This window comes from Streptococcus sp. 1643 (genome assembly GCF_006228325.1).
Taxonomy (GTDB): Bacteria; Bacillota; Bacilli; order Lactobacillales; family Streptococcaceae; genus Streptococcus.
Genome location: NZ_CP040231.1, coordinates 564,733 through 584,367, shown reverse-complemented (window position 1 = coordinate 584,367; position 19,635 = coordinate 564,733). Strand labels below are relative to the sequence as shown.

The 19,635-nt window shown below is 41.6% G+C and carries 19 protein-coding genes; all 19 read right to left on the bottom strand.

The genetic code is table 11. From position 1 onward, the window contains the following. Positions 1-633: 633 nt before the first annotated feature. The 19 genes from FD735_RS03205 to mltG all read right to left on the bottom strand — a co-directional run bounded on the left by FD735_RS03205 (position 634) and on the right by mltG (position 19,581). Complete coding sequence (locus tag FD735_RS03205; RefSeq protein WP_139658454.1) at positions 634-1,473, bottom strand: thymidylate synthase; 840 nt, start codon at positions 1,471-1,473, stop codon at positions 634-636. Between the two features lie 99 nt (positions 1,474-1,572). Continuing rightward, on the bottom strand, positions 1,573-2,532 hold the full coding sequence (locus tag FD735_RS03200; protein ID WP_000078589.1) for an ROK family glucokinase: 960 nt from the start codon (positions 2,530-2,532) through the stop codon (positions 1,573-1,575). A gap of 100 nt (positions 2,533-2,632) precedes the next feature. Continuing rightward, positions 2,633-3,433 carry an excalibur calcium-binding domain-containing protein gene (locus FD735_RS03195; protein WP_139658453.1) on the bottom strand — a complete coding sequence of 267 codons (801 nt, stop codon included), beginning with the start codon at positions 3,431-3,433 and terminating at the stop codon, positions 2,633-2,635. A gap of 96 nt (positions 3,434-3,529) precedes the next feature. Continuing rightward, positions 3,530-5,251: an aminodeoxychorismate synthase component I gene (pabB, locus tag FD735_RS03190; protein WP_139658452.1), complete on the bottom strand. Its 1,722-nt coding sequence runs from the start codon at positions 5,249-5,251 to the stop codon at positions 3,530-3,532. 261 nt (positions 5,252-5,512) lie between these two features. Beyond that, entirely contained in the window at positions 5,513-6,076 is a 564-nt protein-coding gene (locus FD735_RS03185; RefSeq protein WP_049505343.1) for a TIGR01440 family protein, read from the bottom strand. A gap of 109 nt (positions 6,077-6,185) precedes the next feature. Further along, on the bottom strand, positions 6,186-7,877 hold the full coding sequence (locus FD735_RS03180; RefSeq protein ID WP_139658451.1) for a sensor histidine kinase: 1,692 nt from the start codon (positions 7,875-7,877) through the stop codon (positions 6,186-6,188). Beyond that, positions 7,874-8,611: a response regulator transcription factor gene (locus FD735_RS03175; RefSeq protein WP_139658450.1), complete on the bottom strand. Its 738-nt coding sequence runs from the start codon at positions 8,609-8,611 to the stop codon at positions 7,874-7,876. The genes FD735_RS03180 and FD735_RS03175 overlap by 4 nt, the downstream gene beginning before the upstream one ends. Before the next feature lie 70 nt (positions 8,612-8,681). Beyond that, the gene (msrB, locus tag FD735_RS03170; protein ID WP_139658449.1) at positions 8,682-9,794 is read right to left on the bottom strand and encodes a peptide-methionine (R)-S-oxide reductase MsrB; all 1,113 of its coding nucleotides are present in this window, start codon (positions 9,792-9,794) and stop codon (positions 8,682-8,684) included. A gap of 9 nt (positions 9,795-9,803) precedes the next feature. Further along, entirely contained in the window at positions 9,804-10,367 is a 564-nt protein-coding gene (locus FD735_RS03165) for a redoxin family protein (RefSeq protein WP_139658448.1), read from the bottom strand. Between the two features lie 13 nt (positions 10,368-10,380). Further along, complete coding sequence (gene ccdA2 / locus FD735_RS03160) at positions 10,381-11,091, bottom strand: thiol-disulfide oxidoreductase-associated membrane protein CcdA2 (protein WP_139658447.1); 711 nt, start codon at positions 11,089-11,091, stop codon at positions 10,381-10,383. A 163-nt stretch (positions 11,092-11,254) separates the two neighbouring features. Continuing rightward, entirely contained in the window at positions 11,255-11,806 is a 552-nt protein-coding gene (locus FD735_RS03155; RefSeq protein WP_139658446.1) for a GNAT family N-acetyltransferase, read from the bottom strand. A 249-nt stretch (positions 11,807-12,055) separates the two neighbouring features. Continuing rightward, positions 12,056-12,880, bottom strand: a complete 825-nt coding sequence (gene nadE / locus FD735_RS03150; RefSeq protein WP_139658445.1) for an ammonia-dependent NAD(+) synthetase — start codon at positions 12,878-12,880, stop codon at positions 12,056-12,058. Continuing rightward, positions 12,877-14,337, bottom strand: a complete 1,461-nt coding sequence (locus FD735_RS03145) for a nicotinate phosphoribosyltransferase (RefSeq protein ID WP_070568585.1) — start codon at positions 14,335-14,337, stop codon at positions 12,877-12,879. Before FD735_RS03145 ends, nadE begins: the two co-directional genes overlap by 4 nt. A gap of 116 nt (positions 14,338-14,453) precedes the next feature. Next, a complete protein-coding gene (locus FD735_RS03140; protein ID WP_070568582.1) occupies positions 14,454-14,942 on the bottom strand; it encodes a DUF6773 family protein in 489 nt (162 codons plus the stop codon). Then, positions 14,932-15,141 carry a helix-turn-helix transcriptional regulator gene (locus FD735_RS03135; RefSeq protein WP_001107502.1) on the bottom strand — a complete coding sequence of 70 codons (210 nt, stop codon included), beginning with the start codon at positions 15,139-15,141 and terminating at the stop codon, positions 14,932-14,934. Before FD735_RS03135 ends, FD735_RS03140 begins: the two co-directional genes overlap by 11 nt. A 198-nt stretch (positions 15,142-15,339) precedes the next feature. Beyond that, a complete protein-coding gene (locus FD735_RS03130; RefSeq protein ID WP_000558481.1) occupies positions 15,340-15,750 on the bottom strand; it encodes a GNAT family N-acetyltransferase in 411 nt (136 codons plus the stop codon). A 99-nt stretch (positions 15,751-15,849) separates the two neighbouring features. Further along, positions 15,850-17,214 (bottom strand): amino acid permease, encoded by a 1,365-nt coding sequence (locus FD735_RS03125; RefSeq protein WP_070568580.1) that lies wholly within the window; start codon positions 17,212-17,214, stop codon positions 15,850-15,852. 76 nt (positions 17,215-17,290) lie between these two features. Next, the gene (greA, locus tag FD735_RS03120) at positions 17,291-17,773 is read right to left on the bottom strand and encodes a transcription elongation factor GreA (protein ID WP_000818765.1); all 483 of its coding nucleotides are present in this window, start codon (positions 17,771-17,773) and stop codon (positions 17,291-17,293) included. Positions 17,774-17,835: 62 nt separating this feature from the next. Further along, positions 17,836-19,581, bottom strand: a complete 1,746-nt coding sequence (mltG, locus tag FD735_RS03115) for an endolytic transglycosylase MltG (RefSeq protein ID WP_083303886.1) — start codon at positions 19,579-19,581, stop codon at positions 17,836-17,838. Positions 19,582-19,635: the final 54 nt, after the last annotated feature.

Below are 19,635 nucleotides of genomic sequence, written 5' to 3'. Positions count from 1 at the left end.
AACCTCCATCACGCATATATGGGAATATATTTTATTCACCCCAATAATAACATATAATAAAAAAAAAACAAAAGTGAGGATTACACATGAAAAAACAAAAAATATTACCACTCCTACTCTTTTTACTAGAAGGAATTATTATTATCGGAGTTGGATAATCTTAATTTCTAAGGAGAGTTTTGCCTAGACTGCTCAGCGATAAGTACTGCTGAGCGCAGGCTTATAGTTTGGAGGCAGGTAATGTACGTAACAGTCAGGTATTGCCTGCCCTCTTTAGCTAGATAGAAAACATCAAACTTTCTTACATTATCGCGAATTCCAGTTACAAAACTCCCATTAAACTTAAGTTCTTACTGAATTAAGACATCACTCCTATCTCTCCTTACACTCGTCCTAGCAGACAGAAGGATATGCTTAGTCCGAAAAAGTTTAACTATAGTCAGCACAATGACTCCTATACCTGTCTTAAAAAGGCTTTTCGCTAGACCACTACAGTTGACGAAAAGCCTACTTTTGCAGATTATAAATTTGAACTTTATCCTCATAAATTACAACATAAGAAAACACCTCATAAGTTAGATTTTTCTGTCTAACTTATGAGGTGTTAGTCATAGAAGGATATTTACATTTTTCTTAAATAGCCAAATCAAACTTCAGCTGTGGCTTAACCGGATCATAGTCAACCAACTCAAAGTCCTCGGCTTTGATGTCAAAGAAATTAGTCTTATCTGGTACATTCAAGACCAAACGAGGTTGGCAGTTTGACGGCTCACGGCGGAGCAATTCCTGAGCTTGTTCAAATTGATTATCGTAGATATGAAGGTTGTTGATAAAATAGAAAAACTTCCCAACCTTCCAGCCAAAGTGTTTAGCAATCATCATTTGAAGAGCCACATACTGCATGGCGTTAATGTGGTGAGCCACCAACATATCATTAGAACGCTGGGTCAAGGTCGCATCCAGATAGATGTCCCCATCAACCCGACGGACATCAAACATGGTCTGAAAGGCGCATGGAAGAAGACCATCTGTCTCCTCAAAAGCTTGGTAATCCCAGAGCGAGATGATATTGCGGCGGTTCCAAGGGTTGGCTTCTAACTGCTTGAGAATCTTGTTGATGATGTCGTGTTTCTTAACGACTGCCCCATAGCGTTCACCGATGGTTCCCGTATCTCCCACTTCCCAGTCATTCCAGTAGTGAACATTGTACTTGCTATTCAGCACTTCTAGGCTATTAGACTGATCTTGGTAAATCCAGAGTACTTCCTTGATGGCAGATTTGATTGCAATGGGACGCAAGGTTGTGATGGGAAATTCCCCCTTAGACAAATCATACTCCGCAAAGGCACCCGTTACGTACTTGGAGTTGGCAACAGTCCCATCCTTGTACTTGGGACGAGCCTGCTCAGAAAAGACACCGTCTTTGAGGATTCGTTCAATATTCTCTTTAAAAATCGTATCAGCTTTTGTCATTTACTCTCACCTCATTTATTGTCCTAACTAGTATAGCATAAAAAAAGAAAGGAGGAAAATCACTGGCTTTAAAGTAGTGTTTTTCCTCCTTTTATGATCTTATTGCAATACAAGTGATGCTGCTCCAATCACTCCAGCGTCATTTCCTAGAGTTGCAAGAGCTAGTTTAGTTGTTGTGCGTACTTGTGGGAAGGTGTTTTCGTCGTAGACTTTTTGAACACCTTGTAGAAGGAATTCTCCCGCAGCTGATACACCACCACCGATAACGATTGTTGATGGGTTTAGGATTGATCCTATGTTAGCACACGCGATACCCAAGTAACGTGAGAAGTTACGGTAAACGATCAAGGCAAGGTCGTCCCCTTCTTTTGCAAGGTCAAAGACAGTTTTGGCTGTTACTTCTTCACCGTCGTCGATCAAGCGTTTCAAAGCCGCATCGCCTTCGTATTCATCTGCATAACGACGAGTCAAGTTGACAATCCCTGTTGCAGAAGCAACTGTCTCAAGACAGCCTTTTTTACCACAGGTACATGCGATTGGTTGGTCAAAGTCAACAGTGATATGACCAAGCTCACCAGCAGCACCAGCAACACCGTGGAGCAATTTGCCTTCTGCCACGATACCACCACCAACACCTGTACCAAGTGTCATAAAGACAACGTCCGGTTGGTTGTCACCAGCCCCCATCCAGCGCTCACCAAGAGCCGCCACGTTGGCATCATTATCGATGAAGAATGGAATCCCCAAGGCTTTTTCAATCTTTTCTTTAATTGGTTGAAGGGTTTTCCAGTTTAGGTTGTAGGCACCAATAACAGTTCCTTTTTCACGGTCAACCACACCAGGTGATCCCATCCCAATCCCTCGGAAGTCTGTGGCTGACAATCCAAGCAAGTCCAAACGATGTTGAATAGACTCGATCATATCATCTACAATATGGCTTCCTTCATCCAAAATATTAGTCTTGATAGACCATTTTTCTTGGATTTCTCCCTCTTGAGTTAAAATTGCAAACTTGACAGATGTTCCACCAAGGTCAATCCCTATAATCTTTTGACTCATCGTCTTCTCCTTTTTAATTGAAAATGCTTACAGATATAGTATAACAAAATCGTCCATTTTGTGCAAAGGTTTGCATTAACTTCCTAGAAATTATTCTGATTTATGGTTTCCAAAGACCAGAACCATCTACGTAGTATCTGCCACCATCAACTTGCTCATTCTTTGCCATTTTACCATCTGATTTCAAATAGTAATTTCCTTGCCAAGTATTACGAGCGTATGAACCATCTGATTTCAAGTAGTACCAAGATTGATAAGAAGAGTCATAAATCCACTCACCTTGTGCCATTTTACCGTTCGCTTTGAGATAAAAAGCGCCTTGCCAAGCATTTTGTGCATAGGATCCATCTGATTTCAAATAATACCAAGCTTGGTATGATGAATCATAAATCCATTCACTTTGAGCCATCTTTCCGTTTTGTTTAAGGTAGTAACTTCCTATCCATGTGTTTCGTGCATATGAACCATCCGATTTGAGATAATACCATCCTTTGTAATATGAGTCATATATCCACTCACTCTGAGCCATTGTCCCATCTGATTTGAGATAGTAATCTCCTTTCCAAGAATTTGTTACTGGATTACCATTGTCAGAATAATAATACCAATATCCGTCCTGCTTAACCCATCCACTAGAAGAAACTCTATTTTGTGGACTAGACTGGCGTGGTTTAAAGACTTCCCGAGGTGCATTTGCACGTTCACAAGCTATCCCATCACCATCTTTGTCTAGTCTTGAAGAATATCCAGGCTCTCCTCTATGGATATCAGAATAACCATTTTCCCATGCTTCTTTACAACTAGAAAAATGAATATTTTCTTCTGCACTAACCGGTTGAGCAAACAAACCTAAAATTGGAAAAACAGTAAGAATCACTTTCAGCAAAATTGTTTTTTTCATCATTTCCTCCTAATAAAATGACATCGTTTTCTTTTTATTTTATCAAACTTAATTCAACAATTCAACATATCCATTATATTTTTTAATTTATGAAATTTATTTAGAATTCACTTCCAACTCATACAATTTTCTCACTGCGTTACAGCCATAGATAGTTTCCGCTTGGTTCAAGTCTGCCAAAGTCAGAACTTTTTCCTCTACCTGTCCTGTTTCCAACAAATGCTGGCGGTAGATACCTGGTAAAATTCCTTGACCGAGGGGTGGTGTGTAGAGTTTACCATTAATTTTTAAGACCAGATTTCCAATAGAGGTCTCAAGCAGTTCTCCTGCTGCATTATGGTAAATGATTTCCTGTTTACCTAGGCTTAAATGTGGTCTGTGAGTGGTTTTGAAGTAGGTAAATGCTTGCTGCAAATCAGCTTCTTGCAGGCAGAGTTTAGCCTGACAGAACTTTGGACTAAGTGGTGTTAAGATTTGGCGACTGAGCTCTATTTCTCCAGACTTGTTGAGACTGATTCTCAAACGGTAGTCTTGATTAGCATCACAAGCCTGACACTCTCCCTCTATTTTTTGTTTCAAGTCTTCTGCATCAAAAGGATAGGCAAAATATCGACTCGCCTTTGTCAGTCTTTCCAGATGTTGATCTTCAAAAAGCAGTTGTTTTTGACTGATTTTCCCAGTTGTAATCAATTGGAAACGTGGTTGTTTACGATAGAGTACAGCCGCCTTTTGATGAACTTCACGGTATTCAGACTCCCAAGTACTATCCCAAGTAATCCCGCCTCCAACTCCATAGATAGCTTGGCCCATATAGAGTTGAATGGTCCGAATGGCGACATTGAAAATCCGTCGTCCATTTGGAAGCAAGAGACCAATCGTTCCGCAGTAGACTCCTCTGGGTTGGGGCTCCAAGTTCTTGATGATTTCCATGGTCGCAATTTTCGGTGCTCCCGTTATGGAACCGCATGGAAAGAGTGAACGGAAGATTTCAACTAGGTCAACATCCGGTCGTAACTGACTCTTGATGGTTGAAGTCATCTGCCAAACAGTTGAATACTGCTCCACTTGACACAGACGTTCTACATGCTCACTCCCCACCTCAGAAATACGGTTCATGTCATTGCGCAAGAGGTCCACAATCATCATATTTTCAGAGCGATTTTTAGGATCTTGTTCTAGCCAACTAGCTTGGGCAAGGTCTTCTTGGTCAGTCACCCCACGCTGGGTTGTTCCCTTCATTGGTCGCGTTGTCAATTCACGGTCATTTTGCTCAAAAAAGAGCTCTGGGCTCATGGAAATCACTGCCATCTCATCGTGTTCCACATAGGCATTGTAGCCCGCCTCCTGCTCTACCACCATACGATTGTAAATAGCAAAAGGATTGGCACTTAAATCTTGCTTGAGTTGGACAGTGTAGTTGACCTGGTAGGTATCCCCCTGACGCAAATGATGGTGAATCTGGGCAATAGCCTTTTCATAGTTCTCTGCAGATGTTAGCTCCTGCCACTTTGAAGGCAAAGCTACATCTTCATAAGTCAGAGGAATAGGGGATGTTTCCACCCTATCGTGAACGGTAAAATATAGCAGATACTCTGCCAGTAAAGGAGCTTTATGAACTGCTAATTTCTCCTCAAATGCAGGTGCAGCCTCGTAACTGACATAGCCCACCACATAATAACCTTGCTCTTGGTAGCTCTCCACCTGTGCCAGCAAGTCCGCCACTTCTGATAAATCTCTCGTTTTTAACTCTTTGATAGGCTGAGTGAAGGTGTATCTCTCCCCCAAAGCCCTAAAATCAATCACTGTTTTTCTATGCATATCTTAAGTATAGCACAAAAAAGCCGACCTAGAACAGCTAAATCCAGCTTTGTTTACTGATTTCTATAACGGAAAAGCTTCTCTAAGTTTCTTTTTTCTACTTTTTGGCAATTCTCCATCAGATAGCACCCCTTCTTCTTGTAAAAACTGGTCTTATTTGGAGCACTTTACACAAAATTCAGCAAAAGACAGAGGAAGTAATGGTATCTATACCATTACTTCCTCTGTCTTTTGCTTTTCTTCTGTTACTAAAGAATAATTTCACGACTTTCTGATAGAATCTTGTGGATACTGCGCACGCGCACCTCCGATTAGTTTGGGACGACTTGCAAGAGCCGTTACATGGGCATGCCCAATTTCTCTCAAAAGAGGGCGAATTGGAACCTGAACATGCTTGACATGCATGCCAATCGCAGTATCTCCGATATCCAATCCAGCATGGGCCTTGATAAATTCAACCTCAACTGGATCCCGCATAAACTTGAAGGCTGCCAACTGACCCGAACCTCCTGCATGAAGTGTAGGAAGGACACTGACGATTTCAAGACCAAACTGTTCTGCCACCTGACGTTCAACAACGAGGGCTCGATTGACATGTTCACAACCTTGAACAGCTAGATGAATTCCTTTTTCCTCTAGGATATCTAGAATGGTCTTCACAATGACTTCCCCAATTTCTTGACTGGATTCCTTACCAATCTGACCACCTATCACCTCACTAGAAGAAAGGCCCAAAACAAAGATAGTTCCTTGCTTCAAATTAGCCTTTTCTAATACATCTTCTACAATCTGGCTTGTTGCTCTTTGAATGTCTTTTTCCTTCATACTTGATACCTCTTTTGTCACTATCTATCATATCTTTTTTTACTGATTTTATCAAGGCCAACTAATCATTCTGAATTTTAAAAGCAAAACTCCCAGAATAGACTGGGAGTTAGCTAATTACTATTTTATTAATGTATATTTCAACTATCGTCCCTTTTGAAGGTACAGAATTGATCTTCATCTGGTAATTGTCTCCAAAATGAAGTTTGAGTCGTTGGTCGACATTTTGAAGGCCAACTCCCCCACGTTTGAGTTGACTTTGACTACTATCGCCAGCAGCTTGGAAACCAACACCATCATCCTCAATGCGGATGACAAGCCCTGTATCCTGTCTCTGAACAGAAAGTTTAATATGGCCCTGACCTTCCTTCTCCTTGATGCCATGGTAAAGAGCATTTTCTATAAGAGGTTGCAACACCAACTTAGGCAAGACTAAATTATCAAAGTCAGGTTCTTCATCAATCTCATACTCCAGCTTATCACCATAGCGTTGTTTCTGGATAAAGAGGTACTGGCGAACATGATTGATTTCATCAGAAAGAGAAATCAAATCCCTTCCTTGATTGAGCGCCAAGCGGAAATAGGTTGCCAAGGACTTGGTCACCTGAACCACTCGCTGACTATCCTGAAACTCAGCCATCCAGATGATGGTGTCCAAGGTGTTATAGAGGAAATGGGGGTTAATCTGGCTCGACAGTGCTTGAAGTTCATACTGCCGGGTCGCTTCTTCCTGCCTGCGCACATCTGCCATCAGCTGATCAATCTGATCCAACATGGCATTAAACTGGCGAGTCACTTCTCTCAGTTCATAGGCACCAGCTTCTTTAGCACGAAGATTTTGTGTACCAGAAGCAATTTCCAGCATGGTTTCTCTCAGATCCTTCAAAGGGGCAATCCAGCGTTTGAGACTGAACCACACCAAGCAGAGACAGGCAAGAAGAGATAAAGTACTAGCAGCAAGCAAGGTCCACATGAGTTGACTCCGAACCTGGTCTAACTTCTCCAACGAAGACACGCCTATAACCGTCCAATCAGTCCCTGCAATCTGTTCCTGACTGACGTAGGATTGGTGGTCCAGCGTATAGCCCTGCCCCGTCTCGATGTAGGGTTTCATAGCCTCCATTTCACTCGCTGAGCTATAGACAGTACGTTTAGGATGGTAGACAAATTCATGGTCTTCATTGATGATAAAGGCAAAACCCTGCTGCCCCAACTGAAGTTGGTTGAGATAGGCTTCCAGAGTTTCATAGGAAATATCCAAACGAAGTACGCCAAGATTGGCCCCCTCTGCATCAACAAGTTCTTGAGTGACAGAAATAACCCACTGACTATCTGATTTACGAGCTGGGGTCAAAACTGGCTTAGCTCCCTGATGAATAGCCTTTTGGTACCAATCCTCAGCCATCATATCAGAGGAGGTTTTCATCTGCACACTATCATCTGTAGAAATAACCTGACCGGATTTGGTGACCAGTACCACCGTTTTCAAGTCCTGGTCTGCCTTTAAGATGGTCAAAAACAGATCTCGGATTCCCTTGGCTTGGACTTGGTTAGGATTCTCAGCATAGGCTAGGACATCCTTCTGCTGAGTCAAACTGGTAGAGGTGGTTTCTAGTTTTTTGATATAAGACTGAATAAAGTGGCTAGTTTGGCTAATGGTCGTTTGGCTATTACCCTCGATAGTAGCCTCAATAGCTGATGAACTAGATTGATAATAGAAAGTCCCAACCAGAGCTAGGAGAATGAGAAAGACCAGAAAGATGGAAATAACCATTCTGACTAGGAGAGAAGAACGCTTCATCGGCCTTCCCCCTTCTTAAACTGACGAGGTGTCACACCTGCAATCTGTTTAAAACGTTGGGTAAAGTAGTTCATATCTTCAAAACCAACCTTTTCTGCAATCTCATAAATCTTTAAATCCGTTGTCAAGAGCAAGAGCTTGGCTTGTTTGACACGCTCTCTCACCAAATAATCCTGAAAAGGCAGGCCCAACTCTTTCTTAATCAAGGAGCTCATATAAGTCGGACTAAAGCCCAAGTCACTGGCCAAGCTCTTTAAACTGAATTGGCTATCAGCTAGATGAGACTGGATCCTCTGGGCTATGTTTCCTTCAAACTTATCGGTCAGTAAATCTTGTAACTGCTCTTCCTTTTCTTCCTTGTCTAGTTTTTGTTTGATTTTCCCCAACATTTCCTCAATATCCTGACGAGAAAAGGGCTTGAGCAGGTAGTCATCGACACCTAGTTTGACAGCAGACAAGGCATAATCAAAATCATCGTAGCCAGTCAAAAAGACCAAATGAACTTCTGGATAGGTTTCTCGGACCAGACTGGCCAACTGGATGCCATTCAGCTGAGGCATGTTGATATCGGTTAAAATGATATCTGGCACCTGCCTTTGAATCAAGTCCCAAGCCTGTCTTCCATTTTCAGCCTGACCGATGATTTCCATATCGTAGGCTGCTACATTGACCAACTTGGTCAAGCCTTGTCTTACCAGATATTCATCTTCTACGATTAAGATTGTGTAGGTCATGCTCTGCTCCTTTCCCACTTACTAGTATCAGTATAGCAAAATTCTCCTCTAACTGCTTAGGAAAGACTTCTTAATCAACATAATCTAGTAAATAGGCATAGCCTTTTTCTTCCATTTGGGCTTTAGGAATAAAGCGAATGGAAAGACTATTGATACAGTAGCGCAAGCCCCCCTTGTCTTCTGGTCCATCCGTAAAGACATGGCCAAGGTGAGAATCTCCAACTCGGCTCCGCACTTCCATACGCGTCATATTGTAAGACTTATCTTCCTTGTAGGTGGCAACATCCGGGCTGATTGGTTGGGTGAAACTAGGCCATCCGCAACCAGACTCAAACTTGTCCTTTGATGAAAAGAGGGGTTCGCCAGTTGCCACATCCACATAGATACCAGATTCAAATTTATCCCAGTAGCGGTTTGAAAAAGCTCGTTCTGTTTGATTTTTCTGGGTAACTGCATACTCCTCAGGTGACAAGGTCTTTTTCAATTCCTCATCACTTGGTTTTGGATATTTGCTGGCATCGATGACGGGGTAGGCAGCCTGATTGACATTGATATGACAGTAGCCATTTGGATTTTTCTTGAGGTAGTCTTGGTGATAGTCCTCAGCCACCACAAAATTCTTCAAGGTCTCCTTTTCAACTGCTAGAGGTTGATCGTATTTCTTAGCCACCTCATCAAAGACTTGGTTGATTACCTCCAAATCATTGTCATCTGTGTAATAGACACCAGTACGATACTGAGTCCCCACATCATTTCCTTGTTTATTTTTGCTGGTTGGATTAATAATGCGGAAGTAATGAAGCAGAATTTCCTTGAGGGAAATTTGCTTGGCATCATAGGTGACATGGACAGTCTCTGCATGTCCTGTTTGGTTAATCAATTCGTACTTGGTTGTTTCCCCTCTACCATTTGCATAGCCTGAAACTGCATCTGTCACTCCGGGAACGCGTGAGAAGTATTCCTCTACTCCCCAGAAACAACCCCCAGCTAGATAAATTTCGTGCAAGTCTGCGTCTTTACTCACTTCTGTTTTTTTCACTGTTTTTCCTCCTTGGCTAACTGATGCTTTCTCAATTTGCGAGCTATCTGTCTGCCCTGCATTTCGCATCAATAGAAAATAGAAACCGGTTATGGCTAGGAGAATGACCCCTGCCAAGACAAAAAGTTTTACTTTATCATTCATAGCCTTTCTCTACCCCATTTCTTTCAATTCTTTTAAAATCATATCCTTATCCATAAAACCTGGTTGCGTTTTGACCAGCTTGCCTTCCTTGTCTATAAAGGCTTGAGTCGGATAAGAACGGACACCATAACTTTCCAAGAGTTTACCTGATGGATCAATTAAAACTGGAAAATTTTTATAATCCAAGCCCTTGTACCAATTCTTAAAGTCCGCTTCTGCTTGTTCCCCCTTGTGTCCAGGAGACACCACTGTCAAGACCACATAGTCATCACCAGCTTCTTTAGCAATTTCATCCGTATCTGGAAGGCTGGCTAGACAGATGGAACACCAAGAAGCCCAAAATTTGAGATAGACTTTCTTGCCCTTGTAATCAGACAAACGATAGGTCTCGCCATCTACACCTGTCAGTTCAAAATCAGCGACTTCCTGACCTTTAGTCGCAGTTTTCGAACTAACTTGTTCTGTTTTGGATTGCTCCCTCATAGTAGACTCGTCTGACATGTTTTTAGCCGAACAGGCTGCCAAGCAACAAATTGAGCCTACTCCAAGGAGACATGTTTGCCATTTTTTCATTTCTTTTTCCTCTCTATTCAAATAATGTAGTCAAAATGGAAGCATTTCCCAAAAGCACCAAGATTCCCATCACGATAATGAGAAAACCACCCACTTTTTTGAAGGTTCCGAGATAAGGATGGAGTTTTCGGAAATGTTTCAAAACATAGCTGGAAGCAAGAGCTAGAACCAAAAATGGTAGCGCCAAACCCAGCGTGTAAATCAACATGAGACCAGCACCCTGCCAAGCTCCTGAACCACCTGAAGCCGCCAAGGCCAAAACAGACCCCAGAACCGGCCCCACACATGGCGTCCAAGCAAAACTAAAGGTTAACCCCAGTAAAAATGCCTGACTATAGCCGTTACCCTTTTGCCCTTGTCTCTTTAATTGTAGCCTTCTTTCCTTGTAGAGCCCCTGCAAATGTAAAACATCCATCTGGTGCAAGCCCAAGAGAATGATAATCGCACCCGTCACATACTGAAACCAAGAAGCATACAGCAAATTGCCTAAAAAACCAGCTCCATAGCCCAGTAAGATAAAAACAAAGGAAATCCCCGCTATAAAGACCATAGTTCGCAATAAACTAACAACTGAGATTGAAAATTTTCCACTAGAAGCCTGAGCACCATCTTTGTCATCCAACAAGACCCCTGCATAGACCGGCAACAAAGGTAAAATACAAGGAGAAAAGAAGGAAAGAATTCCAGCAAGAAAAACACTGATAAAAAAGATTCCATTGTCCATTGCCTTCCTCCATTCTTTGATTTGATAGGACTATTATAGCTCTAAAACTCCAGAAAAAACAGGGACAATGATAGGAAAAAATAGGAATTTAATCAGTTTATTTAGAAATTTTGCACAAAAAAAGCCAGACAAGGTCTGACTTTGATAGAAACAGAAAAGAAAATCACCTATCTTTCCTGCATATCTGGTAATAAATAAGGTCCGCAACGTAGTCTTTTCTCTCCACACCATTGGCAATAGTTTTTAGATAGGACATTCCAGCCTTCTCCATCACACGGCCTGAAGCTGGATTGAGACTGGCGTAACGAGCTCTGACCTTTTGAAAGCCTGCTTGAGTAAAACAAAAGTCTAACACAGCTTTCAAGGCCTCTGTCATCATACCTCGGCCCCAAAAGTTTTTTCCTAAAACATACCCAATTTCACAACTTAAATCTTCCTCGTGCATTTCAATGATGCTGATATCTCCTATCACATGCTCTGGGTTCTCTTTGAGACAAATGGCCCATTTGTAATAGTTGGGATTAGTATAGGATGCAACCCAATTTCGAATCGAGTTCCGAGTCGCTTCAACATCAGGATGAGGATCCCAGGTGACATAGGTCAGATTCTCAGCAGACGAAGCCCAATTTTGAAACATGGCTTCCGCATCACTCTCCACAAATCTTCTCAAGATTAAACGTTTCGTCTCTAACATTTGCGTACCGATTGCTTTCATAATGTTACCTCGCTTTCTAAGCTTAATGCTCAAGCTAAAAAGGTCCCCCGAGCCTTCCTCGCATTCTCATTTCTAGGCTCAGGGTAAAAAGACTATACTCAGTAACAGCTAGAAAACAAGTTTTTCATCTAGTTACTTGACGCAGTCGCTGTCTGGTTTGAAATGCGCTTTACCAAGCTTTTTCAAACCTAGTCATCGTTGCGGGGGTGAGACAACGAAATCGAACTCTTCGAGTTACCGATTTCTGTCTCACTCCCAAAAGTCATCAAATACGGTGATTGGTAGGTGGCGTTTGTGTTGACCTTTGTACCACCAGTTTTCGATAGTCGCTTGGGCTTCTGGGCTGATTATTTTGCCTTCGAGGTAGTCATCAATTTCATTGTAAGTGACTCCCAAGGCTACTTCGTCTGCAATACCTGGTTTTTCTTCCTCCAAATCTGCTGTTGGGATTTTTTCATAAAGAGCTGGGTCTGCACCAAGTTCCTTCAAGAGTTGTTTTCCTTGGCGTTTATTGAGGCGGTAAAGAGGGAGAATGTCTGCACCACCATCACCAAACTTGGTAAAAAAGCCTGTGATATTTTCCGCAGCATGGTCTGTTCCAATGACGGCTCCGCTATGGGAACCCGCAAGAGCATATTGGGCAATCATACGACTACGAGCCTTAATATTGCCCTTGTTAAAGTCTGAAACAGGACTTCCTGTCGCTTCAACTGCAGCTGCCATGGCATCAGCTGATTCCTTGATATTCACAACCAAGCTGACATCTGGCTGGATGAAAGCAAGAGCATTTTGAGCATCTGCTTCATCAGCTTGCACGCCATAGGGCAGGCGGACAGCGATAAATTGGTAGCTGTCATCTCCTGTCTCAGCTCGCATTTCTTCCATCGCTAATTGTGCCAAGCGCCCTGCCAAGGTTGAGTCTTGTCCTCCAGAAATTCCTAGTACAAAGGTTTTAAGGAAGGGATGTTTTTTCAAGTATCTTTTTAAGAAGTCAATCGAACGACGGATTTCTTCCTGAGCGTCAATCACTGGCTTGACACCTAGTTGCTGGATAATGGTCTCTTGCAAACTCATTCTTCTTCTCCTTCACCAAGGGCTTCCTTGCGCATCTTATCAATCAAATCCATCTTATCTTGCCAAATATCACGCGCCAAGTCCACTGGATAGTGCTGCGGATTGAGCACGCGTTTGTATTCATCCCATAGCTTGTCAAATTCCTTACGGGCATAATCCTGAATGTCAGTCAAACTAGGCAAGTCGTAAACTAATGTTCCTTCTTTAAAGATATCCACCAAGAGAGGAACGGCGTCAAAATTACGAACGGTCTTTTTGATGTAAGTATAGGTCGGATGGAACATTTTGATTTCTGTCATGCTGGCAACATCCACACCGTCATAGGTGATGTAGTCACCTTCTGACTTGCCTTTTTCACGACTGGTAATGCGCCATACTTGCTTCTTACCTGGGGTCGATACTTTTTCAGCATTACTTGAAAGCTTGATGGTATTGCGCATCTTACCAGTTTCATCTTCAATAGCCACAATCTTATAAACTGCCCCAAGAGCTGGCTGATCATAGGCTGTAATCAGCTTGGTACCCACCCCCCAGACATCAATCTTGGCGTGTTGCATTTTGAGGTTAAGGATGGTATTTTCATCGAGGTCATTGGAAGCGTAAATTTTGGCATCTGGATATCCAGCCTCATCTAACTGTTGGCGAACTTTCTTGGAAATATAGGCTATATCCCCTGAGTCGATACGAACGCCTTTAAAATTAATCTTGTCTCCCAGTTCACGAGCAACCTGAATGGCAGCTGGCACACCGATGCGAAGCGTATCATATGTATCTACTAGAAAGACACAGTCACGATGGGTTGACGCATAAGCCTTGAAGGCCTCATAGTCGTTTCCATAAACCTGTACCAAGGCATGGGCATGAGTACCCAAGACAGGAATGCCAAAGAGCTTCCCTGCTCGCACATTGCTAGTCCCGTTGGCTCCTCCAATCACGGCTGCGCGTGTTCCCCAGATAGCTGCATCCATTTCTTGCGCACGACGTGTTCCGAATTCCATCAAAGGCTCATCTTCAATGACTGAACGAATACGTGCTGCCTTTGTCGCTATCAAGGTTTGAAAGTTAACGATGTTTAAAAGAGCCGTTTCGACCAATTGACATTGGGCTAGAGGTCCTTCAACCTGCACAATCGGCTCATTAGCAAAAACCAAGTCCCCTTCCTGAGCAGAACGAACCGTTAGTTCTAACTTGAGATCTCGTAGGTAATCCAAGAATTCTCCATGATACCCAAGCGTCTCCAAGTAGTCAATATCGCTATCTGAAAAGCGCAAGTCTTTAAGATAATGTACAATTCTTTCCAAGCCAGCGAAAACTGCATAGCCGTTCTGAAAAGGTTGCTGGCGGAAATAAACTTCAAAGACCGCCTTTTTATTGTGAATTCCTTGGTCAAAGTAAACTTGCATCATGTTAATCTGGTACAAGTCCGTGTGCAATGTCAAACTATCATCTGGATACATCTGTTTTCCTTCTTCCTACTTTACAAAGGTATGAACGTATTCTACCACTTTCACACCGTCCGATAAATTAGTACTATTATAACACATTTTACCAAGATTGATAAAAAGCTAACAAGCTATTCTCCATTCTCAAGTTCATCCATATCTTGCTCAAACTTTTTTTTAGCCCATTCGCCATAACTTTTAAGGCCTAGATTGCCGATAAAAACCCAAGGAAGGTAAATCAGATAAGTAATAACCCAAGCAGACAAATATTTAAGGTTCAGAGGATTGTGCTTATAAATTTCGATATTGAATTGATAGTTCTCCAACATCAAGAGAGTCGTAATAGCGAGAGTCACCAGCAAACACCCTACAATCGTAAAATGAAAACGACTATAGTAGGTCACTCCAAGTTGTCGTGCACGGTTGAAAAAGAAGAAAATTCCTAAAAGAAGAGTAACCAGAAGAATATTAGGATTAAAAAGAGCAGGTGCTAATACAGCCACCAAATAACTTAACAGAATGAGCCCGATAAACATATAAAAAGACTCTGTCCCAGCTTTGTTAATCAGTTGTTCTTCTCTTTCGTCTAATAATTGATAATAAAAAAAACTATTTTTCATCTTCTTCCTCCCAAAATAATTGATCTAAAGTTTTGCCTAAGCATCTGCAAATGGACTGGCAAAGGGAGAGACTAGGATTGTATTTCCCAGCTTCAATCAAGCCTATAGTCTGCCTAGTAACACCTACAGCTTCTGCCAAATCCCCTTGTGTTAAATCACGCTCCACACGAGCTAATTTTAATTTTAAATTTTTAGCCACTAGCGTCCTCCTTCACATTTTTAAAAAGTTGCGCTTCTTTTTAAATATATTATACCATATATCTAACTTAATGCAATATATAAATGTCATTTTGTAAGATTTTATTAACAAAAAACTCTCTACCATATTACATGATAAAGAGTATTCGTTCTTTTTTGATACTTAGCTAAGTTCCTCTCCAAAAGAAAGAAGTCTAGGTCACAAATCTTTTTGGTAATAGTATCTTTGTCCTGTATAGGGATAGTTTTGCAAGGTAAAGACTTCCTTGTAGCCATGCCTTTTATAAAAATCTGGTGCTTGAAACTGGTAAGTATTTACAAAAGCAAAACGACAGTTTCGTTTCTTGGCTTCATTTTCTGCTCGCTGCAATAGTTTTGAACCGATTCCTTGTCCCCTCAATTCCTCTTTCACAAATAAATATTCGATTTCCAACCAATTTCCGAAAGTCTCAGCTACTAAGCCCGCCATGAGATTGCCCTTTTCGTCTTCAACATAAAGGTTCAGTGGCTTACTTTCAGCCTCTTCTCTTTTAGAACGATTATAAGCACGAATCAAATTCCCTATTTCTTGCGCTTTAAGCGATTCCTTATTTTCCAATCTAACGTGCATCCAAACCTCCTAATAAACTACTACAGCTTGATTATAGTCTTATTTCGATGGACTGTCAAACTAGAAAAACTCACCAAACAGAGTTGATGAGTTCATGATTTATTTTCTAAATTTCCACTGACTATAAATCCCAAAAACAAGAATCCAGATAGCAGAACCAACTGCCCCCATGAAAGTGGACTCTTGCAAAAAGAGAGTCACAAAAACAAAGACAAAAAAGAGAATGGTTAGGGGATTAAGTAAGCGATACTGAGGCATAAGGTAGCCATCCGCCATGAAGTCTTGTGACTTGCGGTATTTGAGATGAGCTACCATAATCAAGATATAAATCGCGATGTAAACACCTGATGAAGATGCCGTAATCAAAGCAAAGGCATCTGAAACACCTGGTAGCACGTTGATAAAGGCAGCCAGAGCAATCAAGATTGCTGAGGCAATGATGGCATTTTGTGGAACATTGTGGCGAGAAAGGGTATCGACCTTAATGGCCTTTAAGAAACGATTTGGCGAATCATGGGCAATCTGATATAAGTGTCTCCCTGTTGAGTAGAGAGTTGAGTTAAGCGCAGACGCTGCTGAGGTCAAGACAACAAAGTTGATTAGAGCCGCTGCCCACTTGATCCCCGCCAGTTCAAAGACCGTTACAAATGGAGAATCTGAAGAATTAAGATAAGACCAAGGAATAATGGCCATAATCGCAATGAGAGCTCCCCCGTAGAAGAAGATAATTCTGAGAGGAATTTCCTTAACAGCTTTGGGCAAGACCTGACGAGGGTTCTTTGTTTCAGAAGTTGTCACCCCGATAAACTCAATCATCAGATAGGCAAAAAATACCATTTGAAAGGCCATGACAAAGTTCATAACTCCGTTTGGAAAAAGAGAGAACTGGTCGCTGATATTTGCCAAACTTGCAACACCATGCGGTGTCTTAAAGCCTGTCAAAACCATAAAAATCCCAGTGGCAATCATGGCTAAAATCGCCACAATCTTGACCATAGCAAACCAAAACTCGACTTCTCCAAAAAGCTTAACTGCAATCAGATTGACCAAAGCCAAAATCGTTAAAAAGACAAGCTGAATCAGCCAGCTAGGCCAGGTAGGGAACCAGAAGCGGACATAGTCTGAGATGGCAGTGATTTCTGCCATACCGATAAAGACAACAGACAACCAATAAGACCAAACTGAGAAATATCCCCAGCCTTTCCCCAAATGACGGGTGATAAAGTTGATAAAGGTATGTTGTTCTGGATCCTGATACAGCATCTCCCCAACAGCCCTCATCATCAAAAACATAAAGGCTCCTGTGATCATATAAATCAGAATGATAGAAGGTCCTGTAAGGCTGATAGAGCGACCAGCACCTAGGAAAAGTCCTGTTCCGATTGTTCCCGCAATGGCCATCACCTGAACATGGCGATTGGTTAAACCACGCTCCATTTTATTTTTCTTCTTATTTTCACTCATATAGTCTCCTTTTTATCCAAAAAACCAAAAAGGAGTTGAGCAAGGCAAAACCTTCACTACTCCTTTTCCATCCTATTTAGGCTGTTTTCTCAACCTTTAAGATTTTGACATCATAGCTACCAACTGGTGTTTCAATCGTTGCAGTATCACCAGTCTTCTTGCCAATTAGAGCACGGCCAATCGGACTTTCATTTGATACTTTACCAGCAAAAGCATCTGCACCTGCAGAACCGACAATGATGTAGACCTCTTCTTCGTCTTCACCGACTTCTTGGATTGTTACTGTTTTACCGATTGCTACCTCATCTTGGGCAACTGCATCGCTATTAACAATTTCAGCATAACGAATTTTTGTTTCTAGACTTGAAATTTGACCTTCAACAAAAGCTTGTTCATCTTTTGCTGCTTCATACTCACTATTTTCTGAAAGGTCTCCATAGGAACGAGCAATCTTGATACGCTCTACGACTTCAGGACGACGGACGAGTTTCAACTCCTCTAATTCTTTTTCTAGTTTTTCCTTTTCTTCAAGGGTCATTGGGTAAGTTTTTTCTGCCATTTTTTTAACTTTCTTTTCTATTTACTTTTTTAAAACAAAATTATGTGGAAAACCACATAATTTTAGTTTGAACTACTTGCTTGAGGTAACTTGCTATTGATATGCTCTGCAACGTTTTGATCATGTTCTTCTTTTGTTGTCGCAAAGTATACTTTACCGTCTTCAACATTGGCTACAAAGTACAAGTACTCACTCTTTGTCTGGTTTACACTTGCTTCAATCGCATCCGAACTTGGGCTATCAACCGGTCCAGGCATGAGGCCAAGGTGTGTGTAAACATTGTATGGTGAATCAATCGTTGTATCAATTCCAGCGTCATCTGCTAAACTAATCTTTTGACCAAGTTTTCCTTGAGCATATAGGATAGCGATATTACTTTGAAGTGGCATACCGACATTCAAGCGGTTATAGAAGACACCTGCGATTTTCTTGCGGTCTTCGGTCTTAGCACCTTCTTTTTCGACAAGAGAAGCAATGCTGAGCAATTCATTAACTGTTAGATTCTTTTCTTTGATCGTAGCGTAATATGGTGACATAGCCTTATCCATAGCAGCCACCATCTCATCAATCAAACTTTCAACAGTTGTGCTATCTTTGATCGTATAGGTCGCTGGGAAAAGGTAGCCTTCAAGACGATAACGAACGCCACTGTCTTTTGTTGGAAGACTTCCAAGTAGGTTTGGATACTTGGCTACTAATTGTAAGATAAAGGTCTCATCTTGAGCTTTTGCCAAGAAAGCATCCGCAGTAAGAGGTTCTTTAAATTCACCTTGAAGTTGTCCTACTGTTTGAGCGATTTGCTCTAATGTATAGCCTTCTGGAATTGTCAAGTTTGCAAGCACAGGTGCCTGAGCTTCAGGAGTCCCACCTTTTTCCAATTCTTGAATCAACTCATCCGTACTCATACTCTTCTTCAAGTTGTAATAACCTGACTTCAAGTTGGCATGGCTATAGTATTTAGCATAAAGGCTAAAGATCAGTCCATGTTTAACCAGACCAGATTTTTCCAAGGTGCTTCCAATTTCTTGAACATTTGCACCGTCTGGGATTTGAACCGTTACGTAGTCCTTAGAGCTCGCATCCACAGGTTTCAAGGAATCTTGCACATAACCATAACCAAAATAACCACCAACTGCAACGAGTACTAGGAGAACTAGAACTGTTACTAGGCAACCTTTGGCTTTTGATTTTTTCTTAGTTGATGTTGCACCTTGACGACGACTACGACGTGGAGCATCAGCTAATCCACTGCTAGATTCTGTAGAAACAGGCTCAACTCTTTCAGGCATTCCTGGGGTAATTTCCTCTTTCTTGTCTTCTGTTTTATAGGTTACGGCAACCTTAGTCGGAGTGTCGTTAAATTCTTTTTCTTCGGGTTTAAGCTCAACTGGTTCTACCTTAGGTTGAACGGATTCCACTACAGGTTCTTCAGCCAGATGAATCGGCTCTACTAGAGGTTCTTCAGATTCTACAACTTCAATCTTATCAATGATTGGCTGTCTAATCTCTTTCTCTTCTTGTCCATCCGTTTCATCAGTACTAGCACTTGAAAGTGGAGGAACACTTGGTGCATTCTTTAGGATTTTATCGACAACAGACAGGGAATCAGCCATCAACTCTTCTGTTGATGTTTCTGGTTCAAGATCTGAAGGAGTTGCTGAACTAGCTGGAGATGATGAAGCCGTCAGATTTGGAATCTCTACTTCTTTCTCTCTTCTATCTTGTTCTTTTACTCTTTCTAAATCACGTAGAATCTGCTCTTTAAAGCTTAATTTTTCTTCTTCTCTTGATTTTTCAGTCAAAAGCATTACCTCCTTGTTGACAATCCATAATATTATATCTTAAAAGTCGCAGAAAAGCAA

Excerpts from the sequence above, each read along its gene's own strand:
- FD735_RS03205 (WP_139658454.1), bottom strand. The coding sequence starts at position 1,473 with ATGACAAAAGCTGATACGATTTTTAAAGAGAATATTGAACGAATCCTC.
- FD735_RS03200 (WP_000078589.1), bottom strand. The coding sequence starts at position 2,532 with ATGAGTCAAAAGATTATAGGGATTGACCTTGGTGGAACATCTGTCAAG.
- FD735_RS03195 (WP_139658453.1), bottom strand. The coding sequence starts at position 3,433 with ATGAAAAAAACAATTTTGCTGAAAGTGATTCTTACTGTTTTTCCAATT.
- pabB (WP_139658452.1), bottom strand. The coding sequence starts at position 5,251 with ATGCATAGAAAAACAGTGATTGATTTTAGGGCTTTGGGGGAGAGATAC.
- FD735_RS03185 (WP_049505343.1), bottom strand. The coding sequence starts at position 6,076 with ATGAAGGAAAAAGACATTCAAAGAGCAACAAGCCAGATTGTAGAAGAT.
- FD735_RS03180 (WP_139658451.1), bottom strand. The coding sequence starts at position 7,877 with ATGAAGCGTTCTTCTCTCCTAGTCAGAATGGTTATTTCCATCTTTCTG.
- FD735_RS03175 (WP_139658450.1), bottom strand. The coding sequence starts at position 8,611 with ATGACCTACACAATCTTAATCGTAGAAGATGAATATCTGGTAAGACAA.
- msrB (WP_139658449.1), bottom strand. The coding sequence starts at position 9,794 with ATGAATGATAAAGTAAAACTTTTTGTCTTGGCAGGGGTCATTCTCCTA.
- FD735_RS03165 (WP_139658448.1), bottom strand. The coding sequence starts at position 10,367 with ATGAAAAAATGGCAAACATGTCTCCTTGGAGTAGGCTCAATTTGTTGC.
- ccdA2 (WP_139658447.1), bottom strand. The coding sequence starts at position 11,091 with ATGGACAATGGAATCTTTTTTATCAGTGTTTTTCTTGCTGGAATTCTT.
- FD735_RS03155 (WP_139658446.1), bottom strand. The coding sequence starts at position 11,806 with ATGAAAGCAATCGGTACGCAAATGTTAGAGACGAAACGTTTAATCTTG.
- nadE (WP_139658445.1), bottom strand. The coding sequence starts at position 12,880 with ATGAGTTTGCAAGAGACCATTATCCAGCAACTAGGTGTCAAGCCAGTG.
- FD735_RS03145 (WP_070568585.1), bottom strand. The coding sequence starts at position 14,337 with ATGTATCCAGATGATAGTTTGACATTGCACACGGACTTGTACCAGATT.
- FD735_RS03140 (WP_070568582.1), bottom strand. The coding sequence starts at position 14,942 with ATGAAAAATAGTTTTTTTTATTATCAATTATTAGACGAAAGAGAAGAA.
- FD735_RS03130 (WP_000558481.1), bottom strand. The coding sequence starts at position 15,750 with ATGCACGTTAGATTGGAAAATAAGGAATCGCTTAAAGCGCAAGAAATA.
- FD735_RS03125 (WP_070568580.1), bottom strand. The coding sequence starts at position 17,214 with ATGAGTGAAAATAAGAAGAAAAATAAAATGGAGCGTGGTTTAACCAAT.
- greA (WP_000818765.1), bottom strand. The coding sequence starts at position 17,773 with ATGGCAGAAAAAACTTACCCAATGACCCTTGAAGAAAAGGAAAAACTA.
- mltG (WP_083303886.1), bottom strand. The coding sequence starts at position 19,581 with ATGCTTTTGACTGAAAAATCAAGAGAAGAAGAAAAATTAAGCTTTAAA.